The 13,594-nt window shown below is 55.8% G+C and carries 12 protein-coding genes; 8 read left to right on the top strand and 4 right to left on the bottom strand.

The window, feature by feature from the left end:
- Positions 1-4 precede the first annotated feature (4 nt).
- Positions 5-2,668, bottom strand: coding sequence for a pyruvate dehydrogenase (acetyl-transferring), homodimeric type (gene aceE, locus ACR42C_RS03830; RefSeq protein ID WP_028015529.1), 2,664 nt, complete (start codon positions 2,666-2,668; stop codon positions 5-7).
- A gap of 123 nt (positions 2,669-2,791) precedes the next feature.
- Positions 2,792-3,556 (bottom strand): pyruvate dehydrogenase complex transcriptional repressor PdhR, encoded by a 765-nt coding sequence (pdhR, locus tag ACR42C_RS03825; RefSeq protein ID WP_014882565.1) that lies wholly within the window; start codon positions 3,554-3,556, stop codon positions 2,792-2,794.
- 263 nt (positions 3,557-3,819) lie between these two features.
- On the opposite strand from pdhR, the gene ACR42C_RS03820 reads away from it, so the two are divergent.
- The 4 genes from ACR42C_RS03820 to ACR42C_RS03805 all read left to right on the top strand — a co-directional run bounded on the left by ACR42C_RS03820 (position 3,820) and on the right by ACR42C_RS03805 (position 7,988).
- Positions 3,820-4,047: a hypothetical protein gene (locus ACR42C_RS03820; RefSeq protein ID WP_116342538.1), complete on the top strand. Its 228-nt coding sequence runs from the start codon at positions 3,820-3,822 to the stop codon at positions 4,045-4,047.
- A 46-nt stretch (positions 4,048-4,093) separates the two neighbouring features.
- Positions 4,094-5,464 carry an aromatic amino acid transporter AroP gene (gene aroP, locus ACR42C_RS03815; protein ID WP_479984779.1) on the top strand — a complete coding sequence of 457 codons (1,371 nt, stop codon included), beginning with the start codon at positions 4,094-4,096 and terminating at the stop codon, positions 5,462-5,464.
- 165 nt (positions 5,465-5,629) lie between these two features.
- Positions 5,630-7,027 carry a glycoside-pentoside-hexuronide (GPH):cation symporter gene (locus ACR42C_RS03810; protein WP_233002965.1) on the top strand — a complete coding sequence of 466 codons (1,398 nt, stop codon included), beginning with the start codon at positions 5,630-5,632 and terminating at the stop codon, positions 7,025-7,027.
- A 10-nt stretch (positions 7,028-7,037) separates the two neighbouring features.
- Positions 7,038-7,988 carry a glycoside hydrolase family 43 protein gene (locus tag ACR42C_RS03805; protein WP_479984778.1) on the top strand — a complete coding sequence of 317 codons (951 nt, stop codon included), beginning with the start codon at positions 7,038-7,040 and terminating at the stop codon, positions 7,986-7,988.
- An 18-nt stretch (positions 7,989-8,006) separates the two neighbouring features.
- On the opposite strand, the gene ampE is transcribed toward ACR42C_RS03805, so the two are convergent.
- Entirely contained in the window at positions 8,007-8,861 is an 855-nt protein-coding gene (gene ampE, locus ACR42C_RS03800) for a beta-lactamase regulator AmpE (RefSeq protein WP_479984777.1), read from the bottom strand.
- A 9-nt stretch (positions 8,862-8,870) separates the two neighbouring features.
- The gene (gene ampD, locus ACR42C_RS03795) at positions 8,871-9,422 is read right to left on the bottom strand and encodes a 1,6-anhydro-N-acetylmuramyl-L-alanine amidase AmpD (RefSeq protein WP_479984776.1); all 552 of its coding nucleotides are present in this window, start codon (positions 9,420-9,422) and stop codon (positions 8,871-8,873) included.
- Positions 9,423-9,509: 87 nt separating this feature from the next.
- On the opposite strand from ampD, the gene nadC reads away from it, so the two are divergent.
- The 4 genes from nadC (at position 9,510) to hofC (ending at position 13,582) form a co-directional block, all read left to right on the top strand.
- Complete coding sequence (gene nadC, locus ACR42C_RS03790) at positions 9,510-10,403, top strand: carboxylating nicotinate-nucleotide diphosphorylase (protein ID WP_028015523.1); 894 nt, start codon at positions 9,510-9,512, stop codon at positions 10,401-10,403.
- Positions 10,404-10,577: 174 nt separating this feature from the next.
- Entirely contained in the window at positions 10,578-11,015 is a 438-nt protein-coding gene (gene ppdD, locus ACR42C_RS03785; RefSeq protein ID WP_116342526.1) for a prepilin peptidase-dependent pilin, read from the top strand.
- 10 nt (positions 11,016-11,025) lie between these two features.
- The gene (gene gspE, locus ACR42C_RS03780) at positions 11,026-12,408 is read left to right on the top strand and encodes a type II secretion system protein GspE (RefSeq protein WP_479984775.1); all 1,383 of its coding nucleotides are present in this window, start codon (positions 11,026-11,028) and stop codon (positions 12,406-12,408) included.
- On the top strand, positions 12,398-13,582 hold the full coding sequence (gene hofC, locus ACR42C_RS03775) for a protein transport protein HofC (RefSeq protein ID WP_192982002.1): 1,185 nt from the start codon (positions 12,398-12,400) through the stop codon (positions 13,580-13,582). Before gspE ends, hofC begins: the two co-directional genes overlap by 11 nt.
- Positions 13,583-13,594: the final 12 nt, after the last annotated feature.

Here is a 13,594-nt window from a genome sequence, read left to right as displayed (position 1 = left end):
CCTCTTACGCCAGACGCGGGTTAACTTTTTCTGCATCGATGTTGAATTTGGTAATTGCGTCCGCAACCACTTTCTTATCGATTTCGCCACGTTTAGCCAGTTCGCCCAGTGCTGCTACAACCACGTAAGAAGCATCAACTTCGAAGTGGTGACGCAGGTTTTCGCGGCTGTCAGAACGACCGAAGCCGTCAGTACCCAGTACGCGATAATCATCAGCCGGAACGTAAGTACGAACCTGCTCAGCGAACAGTTTCATGTAGTCAGTAGATGCCACCGCTGGCGCGTCGTTCATCACCTGAGCGATGTACGGAACGCGTGGGGTTTCCATTGGGTGCAGCATGTTCCAGCGCTCACAATCCTGGCCATCACGCGCCAGTTCAGTGAAGGAAGTTACAGAGTACACGTCGGAACCCACGCCGTAGTCTTTCGCCAGGATCTGCGCTGCTTCACGCACGTGACGCAGGATAGAGCCGGAGCCCAGCAGCTGAACTTTACCTTTGCTACCTTCGATGGTTTCGAGTTTGTAGATACCTTTACGGATCCCTTCCTCGGCACCTGCTGGCATTGCCGGCATGTGGTAGTTTTCGTTCAGGGTGGTGATGTAGTAGTAAATGTTCTCTTGCGCTTCACCGTACATGCGCTGCAGACCGTCATGCATGATGACTGCCACTTCGTACGCGTAAGACGGATCGTAAGAGATACAGTTAGGGATAGTCAGAGACTGAATGTGGCTGTGGCCATCTTCGTGCTGCAGACCTTCACCGTTCAGGGTCGTACGACCGGAAGTACCACCGATCAGGAAGCCGCGAGCCTGCTGGTCGCCTGCCTGCCAGCACAGGTCACCGATACGCTGGAACCCGAACATGGAGTAGTAAATGTAGAACGGGATCATCGGCAGGTTGTTGGTGCTGTAAGAGGTCGCAGCAGCCAGCCAGGATGCGCCTGCGCCCAGCTCGTTGATACCTTCCTGCAGGATCTGACCTTTCTCGTCTTCTTTGTAGTAAGCAACCTGCTCACGGTCCTGCGGGGTGTACTGCTGGCCGTTCGGGCTGTAGATACCGATCTGACGGAACAGACCTTCCATACCGAAAGTACGCGCTTCGTCGGCGATGATTGGAACCAGACGATCTTTGATCGACTTGTTCTTCAGCATCACGTTCAGGGCACGAACGAAAGCGATGGTGGTAGAGATCTCTTTGTTCTGCTCTTCCAGCAGCTGAGAGAAGTCTTCCAGCGCCGGCAGTTCCAGCTTCTCGGTGAAGTTAGGCTGACGAGCAGGCAGGTAGCCTTTCAGCGCCTGACGACGTTCGTGCAGGTACTTGTGCTCTTCTGAACCTTCCGGGAAGGTGATGTAAGACAGGTTTTCTACCTGCTCATCGGTCACTGGAACGTTGAAACGGTCGCGGATGTAACGCACGCCGTCCATGTTCATTTTCTTAACCTGGTGAGCGATGTTTTTACCTTCTGCGGTATCACCCATGCCGTAACCTTTAATGGTGTGGGCCAGGATTACAGTCGCTTTACCTTTGGTTTCGCGCGCTTTTTTCAGTGCAGCGTAGATTTTCTTCGGATCGTGACCACCGCGGTTCAGCGCCCAGATCTGCTCATCAGTCCAGTCTGCAACCAGTGCGGCGGTTTCAGGATATTTGCCGAAGAAGTGCTCACGCACGTAGGCACCGTCTTTGGATTTGAAGGTCTGGTAGTCGCCGTCAACGGTTTCGTTCATCAGCTGGATCAGTTTACCGCTGGTATCTTTACGCAGCAGTTCGTCCCAACGGGAACCCCACATCACTTTAATCACGTTCCAGCCAGCACCTGCGAAGATGCCTTCCAGTTCGTTGATGATCTTGCCGTTACCGGTTACCGGACCATCCAGACGCTGCAGGTTACAGTTGATGATGAAGCACAGGTTGTCCAGCTTCTCACGGGTTGCGATGGTGATCGCGCCTTTAGATTCTGGCTCATCCATTTCGCCGTCGCCCAGGAAGGCGTAAACGGTCTGCTCGGAGGTGTCTTTCAGACCACGGTGTTCCAGATACTTCAGGAATTTCGCCTGGTAGATCGCACCGATTGGGCCCAGACCCATTGATACGGTTGGGAACTGCCAGAATTCAGGCATCAGTTTAGGGTGCGGGTAAGAAGACAGACCTTTACCGTGAACTTCCTGACGGAAGTTGTTCATCTGCTCTTCGGTCAGACGACCTTCCAGGAATGCACGTGCATAGATGCCCGGAGAGATGTGGCCCTGGAAGTACACCAGATCGCCGCCGTCTTTCTCGTTCGCTGCACGGAAGAAGTGGTTGAAGCACACTTCGTAAACGGTTGCAGAAGACTGGAAGGACGCCATGTGGCCACCCAGCTCCAGGTCTTTCTTGGACGCGCGCAGAACGGTCATGATGGCGTTCCAGCGGATTGCAGAACGGATACGACGTTCCAGATCCAGATTGCCCGGGTATTCCGGTTCGTCTTCAACGGCAATCGTGTTTACGTAGTTGCTAGCCCCTGCACCTGAAGCAACCTTCACGCCGCCTTTGCGGGCTTCAGAAAGCAGCTGATCAATCAGATACTGAGCGCGCTCAACACCTTCTTCACGGATGACCGATTCGATCGCCTGTAGCCAGTCGCGAGTTTCGATCGGATCCACGTCATTTTGGAGACGTTCTGACATGGGGGTATTCCTTATCTATCTAATACGTTGATTTGTCTGGAACCTGTCCCATTGTATTTTCGTCAGAAAACACAATAAGACAGGTTCTGCGTTTAGTTGCCGCGCTCTAAAAGTACCTGGCGCTTAATCCTTTCGTTGCTGTATGCGGCGTAATGAACGTTCGCGACGCGATTGTTCACGGCTGCGGTCCAGCAAGATTTCCTCAATGAAAGCCAGGTGACGGTGCGACGCTTCGCGCGCCTGCTCCGGCTCCCCGGCCATTATCGCCTCGAATATTCGGGTGCGATGGTTGCTTACCAGTGGGAGCATCTCCCGACGGGCATACAACAATTCAAAATTCTGACGAACGTTCTGGGCCAGCATCGGCTCCATGCAGCGTAGCAGATGGAGGAGCACCACGTTGTGTGCCGCTTCGGTGACGGCGATTTGATACTGGACGACGGCGCTGGACTCGGCGTCTAAATCGCCGGACTGCTGTGCCCGTTCAATGGCCTGATGCAGTTCGCGGATACGCACGCGATCTTCATCAGTGCTGCGAAGGGCGGCGTAATAGGCCGCAATACCTTCCAGCGCGTGACGGGTCTCAAGCAGATCAAACTGGGATTCTGGGTGGTCAGAGAGAAGTTCTACCAGCGGATCGCTGAAGCTCTGCCACAGGCTGTTTTGCACAAAGGTTCCGCCGCCCTGGCGACGAAGCAGCAAGCCCTTTGCTTCGAGGCGTTGAATCGCCTCACGCAGAGAGGGGCGTGAAACGTCGAACTGTTTTGCCAGCTCGCGTTCTGGCGGAAGTTTCTCACCCGGGCGCAGAGTCCCTTCGAGGATTAAAAACTCCAGCTGCTGCTCAATCACATCAGATAGTTTTGGTTGGCGAATTTTGCTGTAGGCCATATTCCCTGTCTTACGCCTTTTTGCCCGGAGTCAATTGGTCTTACCAATTTCTGGTTCGTATCGCTAAAGTAACAAAGTATTCACCTTCTGTCCATATTGGTTTTGATTGAAATCAGTAAACCCTGCACATTTTAACAACCTTACAGAAATAACGTTTCAGAAATGTAACTTTGCACAAATGAGTTGATTACTCCCAAAGAGGGAGTTTTAACCATAATGAAACGAGGGTTTTTGCAATCTGAAGCGATTCAACAGGGCAAATAATGAAAATTCGTCCACTTAATAAGCATTTCTATTCTATAGGTTGGGTTAGGAAGAATAAGCGGGCCGATTTACAAATGCTTTCTTTTTATTCAAGTCGTCAGCATCCCTTCATAAAGCAGGTGCATTCGCAGGCGCTTACCACTATTCTGGCGCGTACGGAAGTCATCACCGCTTTTTTCGGTTTGTTTAACCGTAAAGAAATAAATACAGAATATGGACTTTCATAATTACACACGCTCAGCGTGAACATAACAACCACACACGAGGTTTCAAATGGAAGCTCAACAGCACGGCGATCAGCTAAAGCGCGGGCTTAAAAACCGCCATATACAGCTCATCGCACTGGGCGGTGCGATTGGTACCGGCCTGTTTCTGGGCAGCGCATCCGTTATCCAGTCAGCCGGTCCCGGCATTATTTTGGGTTACGCGATTGCCGGTTTTATTGCCTTTCTGATTATGCGCCAGCTGGGAGAAATGGTCGTTGAAGAGCCGGTAGCAGGCTCATTCAGCCATTTTGCCTATAAATACTGGGGCAGCTTCGCGGGTTTTGCCTCCGGCTGGAACTACTGGGTGCTGTACGTTCTGGTTGCAATGGCAGAACTGACCGCCGTCGGGAAGTACATTCAGTTCTGGTACCCCGAGATCCCCACCTGGGCCTCCGCAGCGGCATTCTTCGTGATTATCAACGCCATTAACCTGACCAACGTGAAAGTGTTCGGCGAGATGGAGTTCTGGTTTGCCATCATCAAAGTGATTGCCGTTGTGGCGATGATCATCTTTGGCGGCTGGCTGCTGTTCAGCGGCAACGGCGGCCCGCAGGCTACCGTGCGTAATCTCTGGGAACAGGGCGGCTTCCTGCCTCACGGCATGACCGGTCTGGTGATGATGATGGCGATCATTATGTTCTCCTTCGGCGGCCTGGAGCTGGTGGGCATCACCGCCGCAGAAGCCGACAATCCGGAGCAGAGCATTCCGAAAGCCACTAACCAGGTTATCTACCGCATCCTGATCTTCTATGTGGGCTCGCTGGCCGTGCTGCTCTCCCTGTTGCCGTGGACGCGCGTGACCGCTGACACCAGCCCGTTTGTTCTCATCTTCCATGAGCTGGGCGACACCTTCGTCGCAAACGCCCTTAACATCGTGGTGCTGACTGCAGCGCTCTCCGTTTACAACAGCTGCGTATACTGCAACAGCCGCATGCTGTTCGGCCTTGCCCAGCAGGGCAACGCGCCTAAGATGCTGCTCAACGTTGATAAACGCGGCGTGCCGGTCAATACCATCATTGTTTCAGCCATCGTGACCGCGCTGTGCGTGCTGATTAACTATATGGCACCGGAATCGGCGTTTGGCCTGCTGATGGCGCTGGTGGTCTCTGCGCTGGTCATCAACTGGGCAATGATCAGCCTGGCGCATATGAAGTTCCGCCGCGCGAGGCAGCAGCAGGGCGTCACTACGCGCTTCCCTGCCCTGCTGTATCCGCTGGGTAACTGGATCTGCCTGCTGTTTATGGCGGCCGTGCTGGTGATCATGCTGATCACGCCGGGTATGGCGATTTCCGTCTACCTGATCCCGGTCTGGATTGCGATCCTTGGCGTTGGCTATCTCTTCAGCCAGAAAAGCCGTAATGCCATGAAGGCGCACTAAGCCTCCCACCGCGGCACCTTGCTTTTGCGGGTGCCGCGCGTTGTTACCTCCCTCACACTTTCACGCCCATAGCGCATTTATCCATATCACCGCCCTGATACTGCAACGCATATATTCCTTTGCCAGCAAATAATTCTCTCCATACCGTAAACCGGAGAGCTGTCGATGGATAACAACAAACTGTCAGTAAAAGAAAAGATCGGCTATGGGATGGGCGACGCGGGATGCAACATTATCTTCGGCGCCATCATGTTGTTTGTTAACTATTTCTACACGGATATTTTTGGCCTGGCGCCTGCGCTGGTCGGCGTACTGCTGCTTTCCGTCCGCGTGATTGACGCCGTAACGGACCCGATCATGGGGGCGATTGCCGACCGTACCCGCAGTAAATATGGCCGGTTTCGTCCATGGCTGCTGTGGATTGCCTTCCCCTACGCGTTGTTCAGCATCCTGATGTTCACCACCCCGGAGTGGAGCTATAACAGCAAAGTTATCTATGCGTTTGTCACCTACTTCCTGCTGTCGCTCACCTATACCGCCATCAACATCCCCTACTGCTCGTTAGGTGGGGTGATCACCAACGATCCAAAAGAGCGCGTGGCCTGCCAGTCGTATCGCTTCGTGCTGGTCGGCATCGCCACGCTGCTGCTCTCATTAACGCTGCTGCCGATGGCCGACTGGTTTGGCGGGGATAACAAAGCCAAGGGCTACCAGATGGCAATGACCGTCCTGGCGCTGACAGGTACCTGTATGTTCCTGTTCTGCTTCGCCACCGTGCGCGAGCGCGTACGCCCGGCGGTACAGACCAACGACGAGCTGAAAAATGACCTGAAAGACGTGTGGAAGAACGACCAGTGGGTACGCATTCTGCTGCTGACGCTGTGCAACGTCTGTCCGGGCTTTATCCGCATGGCGGCGACCATGTATTACGTCACCTGGGTGATGGGCCAGAGCACCCACTTCGCCACCCTGTTTATCAGCCTGGGCGTTGTCGGCATGATGCTCGGCAGCGTGCTGGCAAAAGTGCTGACTGACCGCTGGTGCAAGCTGAAGGTCTTCTTCTGGACCAACATCGTGCTGGCGGTATTCTCCTGCGCCTTCTATTTCTTCGACCCGAAAGCCACCGTCACCATCGTAGTGCTCTACTTCCTGCTGAACATCCTGCACCAGATCCCGTCTCCGTTGCACTGGTCGCTGATGGCCGACGTGGACGACTACGGCGAGTGGAAGACCGGGAAGCGCATCACGGGCATCAGCTTCTCCGGCAACATCTTCTTCCTGAAGCTGGGCCTGGCGATTGCCGGAGCGATGGTCGGCTTCCTGCTCTCCTGGTACGGTTATGACGCGGGCGCGAAAGCGCAAAGCGCGGACGCCATTAACGGGATCGTGCTGCTCTTTACCGTTATTCCCGGCATTGGATACTTAATTACCGCGGGCGTGGTACGTCTGCTGAAAGTGGATCGCGAAACCATGAAGCAGATCCAGGCCGATCTGGAGAAGCGCCGCACCAACTACCGCGAGCTGAATGATTATCAGGAACTTAAAGCCGCTGAGACTAAATAAGGAAAGCCGAATGCAAACCTGGCCAAATCCGTTTATCGAACAACGCGCCGACCCGTACATTTTACGCCATGAGGGGCAGTACTGTTTTATTGCCTCCGTGCCGGAGTACGACAGGCTGGCGCTCCGCCGCGCAGACTCGCTGGAAGGGCTACGCGACGCTGAAGAGGTGGTGGTCTGGCGCAAACCCGACACCGGCCCGATGAGCCAGCTAATCTGGGCGCCCGAACTGCACCACGTCGACGGCAAGTGGTACATCTATTTTGCCGCGACGCACACCCAGGCGCTCGACGCGCTCGGGATGTTCCAGCACCGCATGTTCGCCATTGAATGTGCTGACGGCGATCCGCTCACCGGTACGTGGACGGAAAAAGGTCAGATAAAAACGCAGTTCGACACCTTCGCCCTGGACGCCACCACCTTTGTTCATCAGGGGAAACGCTGGTATCTGTGGGCGCAAAAAGCGCCGGATATCACCGGCAACTCCAATCTTTATCTGTGCGAAATGGCGAACCCGTGGACGCTGAAAGGCGAGCCGGTGATGCTCAGCAAACCGGAATACGACTGGGAATGCCGCGGTTTCTGGGTCAACGAAGGCCCTGCGGTGCTGTTCCATGACGATAAGCTGTTTATCAGCTACTCTGCCAGCGCCACCGATGAGAACTACTGCATGGGATTACTTTGGATAGATATGAACGCCGATCCGCAAAACCCGGCAAACTGGCACAAATCCCCTCGCCCGGTTTTCGTCACCAGCTTTGAGAACCGCCAGTACGGGCCAGGACACAACAGCTTTACGCAAACGCCGGAAGGGGAAGATGTACTGGTGTATCACGCGCGTAATTACACCGAAATTGAGGGCGATCCGCTGTACGATCCGAACCGTCATACCCGCCTGAAGCTTGTCCGCTGGGACGAAAACGGGATGCCTGATTTCGGCATCCCGCCTGCGGATACGCTGTAGCGTTTGCGGCGCGCTGGGTTACACCAGCGTGCCGTAAATGGTCAACAGCGCCACAATAACGACCACCGCAAACGACGTTTTCTTCGCCATTGAAACGGCGGCTTTTGGCGTTTCAATCTTGTCGGTATGCGGCTCGCGCGCCAGTGAGAACTGCGCCAGGCGCGTTAACACCTGGTACTGCGACGTATGGCGGTCGCCAAGCGAAGCGAACCATGCGGGCAGCGCTTTTTCACCGTGGCCAATTAACGCGTACACCACGCCCACCAGACGCACCGGAAGCCAGTCGAGCACGTGCAGGATGGCATCAATGCCGGACAGCAAACGCTCATGCGGCGTCAGATAACGGGCAAGCCAGGTCTGCCAGGCGCGCAGAAACGCATAGCCCATCAGCAGTACCGGCCCCCACGGGCCGCCCACCACAAACCAGAACAGCGGTGCCAGGTAGTAGCGGAAGTTAATCCACAGCAGCGCGTTTTGCAGCTCGCGCAGAAACTCGCGCTCGTCGCAGTCCGGCGGCACGCCGTGGATCATCGTCAGCTCGCTCGCCATGGCGCCGCGCGCATGGGCGTCGTCACGGGAGGCGGCTTTAAGATAAGCGTGATAGTGCATACGCACTTTGCCCGCACCAATGCACAGCACCCCAAGCAGGATCCACACCACCAGCAGCGGCACGTTGAAAAACAGCCCGTACAGCGAGCGCAGCAGCAGGAAGGTAATAAGCATGACGCCCGCCGTCATCAACAGCGTACGCAGCATGGAAAAGTGCTTGATGCGGCGGAATAACACTTCCAGCCGGTGATCCAGTTGCCAGTGTTCGCCGAGCTTGAACAGGCGTTCAGCGATGATAACCAGCAGCATGGTAAACAACGTCATGGTATCTCCTTATTCTGACGACGCGGCAAGCATGGCGCGAAACCGTGACCAGTCAAATGCCGGGCCGGGATCGGTTTTTCTCGCCGGAGCGATATCGCTGTGCCCGGTAATATTGTCGGCGATTGCCGGGTAGAGTCCGATAAGCGTGTGGGTAATAGCAACCAGCTGCTGATACTGAGCATCGGTGTAGGGGGGCGTGTCCGTGCCTTCCAGCTCGATCCCTATTGAGAAATCGTTGCACCGTTCGCGCCCGTGATACATCGACACACCGGCATGCCAGGCACGCTTATCAAAAGGAACATACTGAACCACCTCACCATCACGGCGAATCAGGCAGTGAGCCGACACACGCAAATGCGCAATCTCAGCGAAGAAAGGATGGGCATTGGGATCTATCGTTCCCGTGAATAACGCATCGATCCACGGGCCGCCAAACTCACCCGGCGGGAGGCTAATATTATGAACCACCAGCAGTGTGGGCTTTTCATCCTCCGGGCGGCAGTCGTGGTGCGGCGAGGGCACATGCCGCGCATCCACCAGCCATCCGTTTTCTAACAACATGCTGGAACTCCTTCTGTATGGTGCAATGACTCGGTTCAGAGTAGCATGTTTCAATATTATGATTCGTTACCAATTTGGAGTTTTATCATGCCGCCTCGCCGCTACAACCCCGACCACCGACGTGAAGCGCTTCTGGAACGTATTAATATGGATATTCCAGCAAGCGTCGCCCATGCGTTGAAAGAAGACCTGGGGGGTGACGTTAACGCCGATAAAGACATTACCGCACAATTGTTGCCAAAAGAGACACGCTCGCACGCGGTCATTATCACCCGTGAGGAGGGCGTTTTTTGCGGCAAGCGTTGGGTTGAAGAGGTCTTTACTCAGCTGGCGGGCGACGATGTGCAGGTGACATGGCACGTTGATGATGGTGATGCGGTGACCGCCAATCAGCCACTGTTCGAGCTGGACGGGCCATCCCGCGTATTGCTGACCGGCGAGCGTACCGCGCTCAATTTTGTCCAAACGCTCTCTGGCGTCGCCAGTGAAGTTCGCCGCTACGTTGACCTGCTGGCCGGCACCCGAACCCAGCTGCTGGATACCCGTAAAACGCTGCCGGGCCTGCGCACCGCCCTGAAGTATGCGGTACTGTGCGGCGGCGGCGCAAACCATCGTCTCGGTTTATCCGATGCCTTCCTGATTAAAGAGAACCACATAATTGCTTCTGGCTCCGTGCGTCAGGCGGTGGAGAAAGCCTTCTGGCTGCACCCGGATGTGCCGGTTGAGGTGGAAGTTGAAAGCCTGGAAGAGCTGGAGCAGGCGATTAAGGCCGGGGCCGATATCATCATGCTCGATAACTTCGAAACGGAGCAGATGCGCGAGGCGGTGAAACTGACCAACGGCCGGGCCCAGCTTGAAGTCTCCGGAAACGTCACTTTCGACACGATCCGTGAGTTCGCTGAAACCGGCGTGGATTACATCTCCGTCGGCGCGCTGACCAAGCACGTTCGCGCCCTCGACCTCTCAATGCGCTTCAAATAAAGCGCGCTCCCCTCTCTGCCCGGAGAGGGGAATTTCAGCTCTGCTCGCAAATCCATTGTCTCTTCCTGCAACACGGAATGAATTCTCTGAAGCCTCTTTCCCGTTCCCTTATTTGCCCCTCGTTTCTGCCCTGTCCCGCTGACAAAGTAGCGCCACTTTGCACAAGGAGCAGATATGGACAGACAACAAGGATTCACGCTCATTGAGCTGATGGTGGTCATTGGCATTATCGCGATTCTGAGCGCCATCGGCGTTCCCGCCTATCAGAACTACCTGCGTAAAGCAGCCCTCACCGATATGCTGCAAACTTTCGTGCCTTACCGTACCGCCATTGAGCTTTGCGCGCTCGATCGCGGCGGCGTGGAAAGCTGCGATGCCGGCAGTAACGGTATACCCTCTCCTGCCACGACGCGTTACGTTTCAGGAATGAGCGTGGCGAAAGGGGTCGTGGCCTTAACGGGCCAGGAAAGCCTGAACGGGCTGACGGTAACCATGACGCCACAGTGGAACAACGGCAACGGTATGACGGGCTGGACGCGTGACTGCAACATCAGTGCTGACAGCGCGCTTAAGCAGGCCTGCGAAGACGTCTTCCGCTTCGACACTTACTGAGGAGCGGATAATGAACACCGATCAACTCGTGGCACTTTGTCTTCGCCACCATGCGCTGCTGCTCACCAGCGACAGCGACATGATTAGCATCGCCGTCGTGGGAAACCCCGCGCCTGAACTGATGGAGGCCCTGCGCTTCGCGACCCAGAAGCGGATTGATATCGAATGCTGGAGCGCTGAACGCATGGAAAAGCACCGGCAGTTAACCGCGCAATCGCATCTGCCTGTCGTTTCACAACCCCACTCCGCGGTGGATATACTCAACCACACGCTGCAGCAGGCAATAAACCAGCGCGCATCTGACATTCATATCGAACCGATGGAGCACGCGTGCCAGATCCGCTTGCGTATCGACGGGGTACTTTACCCGCAGCCTCCCCTTTCCGCCGCGCTGACGACGATGCTCAGCGCCCGGTTAAAAGTGCTGGGTAATCTGGATATTGCAGAACGCCGCTTACCGCAGGACGGTCAGTTTACGATTGAGCTGACAAACGAGCCGGTCTCGTTTCGTATCTCCACGCTTCCCTGCAGCTGCGGGGAAAAAATTGTGCTGCGCCTGCTGCACCAGGTTCAGCAGGCGCTGGAACCGAACGCGCTTGGCATGAGCGCTAAACAGCTGGCCTGTTTTAATGAGGTACTCCACCAGCCTCAGGGGCTAATTCTGGTCACCGGCCCAACGGGCAGCGGCAAAACCGTAACGCTCTACAGCGCGCTGCAGGCGCGTAACACCCCTGACGTCAACATCTGCAGCGTGGAGGATCCCATTGAGATCCCGCTTGTAGGGTTAAATCAGACTCAGATTAACCCCCGCGCGGGCTTAACATTCCAGAGCGTACTTAGGGCGCTGCTCCGTCAGGATCCGGACATCATTATGGTCGGGGAAATTCGTGATTGTGAAACGGCAGAAATTGCCATCAAAGCCGCACAGACCGGACACCTGGTGCTGTCGACGCTGCACACCAACTCGACGATGGAAACCCTCATTCGTCTGGAGCAGATGGGCATTGCACGCTGGATGATCTCTTCCGCGCTCTCGATGGTGATTGCCCAGCGGCTGGTTCGACGCCTTTGCCCGCACTGCCGACAGAAAACAGGGGAGCATACGGACTTACCGCGCTCGGCCTGGACGCGGCAACTTCCTCGCTGGCAGCCCGCAGGCTGCGATCGTTGTTATCACGGTTTTTACGGCCGCGTGGCCATTTTTGAAGCGCTTGCGATCGATAATCCCCTGCGCCAGGCGATTGCCAGCGGGGCAGGCATTGAGGTGATAGAAGCCAGTGCACGGCAGGCGGGACTCATCTCGCTGTTTGAACACGGCTGCATGGCCGTCGAGCAAGGGCTCACTACGCTTGAAGAGTTAGTGCGTGTTCTGGGAATGCCCGATGGCCGCTAATCAACTCTGGCGCTGGCGAGCAATCTCCGCTGAAGGAGAACCCCGAAGCGGGGTTCTCTGGGCCACAGACCGCAGCGCGGCCTTCACCAGGCTGATGCGTAACGACCTCCATCCTCTGGCCCTGACCCGATGCGCTCAAAGACACCGCTGGCGTCCACATCACTGCTACGAGATGTTTCGTCAGCTCGCAACGCTTCTGCAGGCAGGCCTGACGCTCGCACATAGTCTGCAAATGCTGGCAGACCAGCATCCAGTAGAACCGTGGCGGGGGCTACTGCAAAGCGTTGCCGATGAACTCAGCGAAGGGCGTCCTTTTTCTGAGGCGCTTAAACGGTGGCCAGCAGTCTTTAGCCCACTGCATATCTCAATGGTGAAAACCGGAGAGCTAACAGGGAAGCTTGAAGCGTGCTGCCGGGAGCTTGCAGAGCAGCAAAAAGCGCAGCAGCAACTCAACGCGAAAGTGAAAAAAGCGCTGCGCTACCCGGCGATCGTCCTGACGCTGGCGGTGCTCGTCGTGCTGGCAATGGTCACCCTGGTTTTGCCCGAGTTTGCCGCGATTTACAAAACGTTTAACACCCCGCTTCCGGCACTGACGCGAATAGTGATGGGGATAGCCGCGTTTATGCAGTCATATGCCCTCGTGCTGTTCGCGATGCTACTTGTTCCCGTAACCGCTGCCTGGGCTCTGCGTCACCATCCTCGCTGGCAGCGTATTCTGCTGAGTTTTCCCGTAATGGGAGCGCTGGCGAAAGGGCAAAAGCTGGGGCAGATCTTCACCGTGCTGTCACTTACGCAGCAGGCGGGCATTGCCTTCTTACAGGGTCTTGAGAGCGCAGAAGAGACCGCTGAAAGCCGGTACTGGCAAGGGATACTCAGCAGCATAAGGGAGGACATCGAAAAAGGTCTCCCCGTCTGGTCTTCCTTCCAGAAAGCGGCGATGTTTACCCCGCTCTGCATCCAGCTCTTACGAACCGGCGAGATGTCAGGTTCGCTGGACGTCATGCTGGCAAACCTTGCCCGCCATCACACGGAACAGACCTTTCAACGGGCAGACAACCTGGCGGCGCTTCTGGAGCCGCTGCTGCTGGTTGTTACTGGAGTCATCATCGGCACGCTGGTGGTGGCAATGTATCTGCCGATTTTCCATCTGGGAGATGCGATGAGCGCGGGGTAGTGCAACAGCGCT

The organism is Enterobacter sp. MG-EB028, from assembly GCF_056673305.1.
Note: the sequence above shows the minus strand (reverse complement) of the source record. Positions and strands in the feature narration are given on the sequence as shown.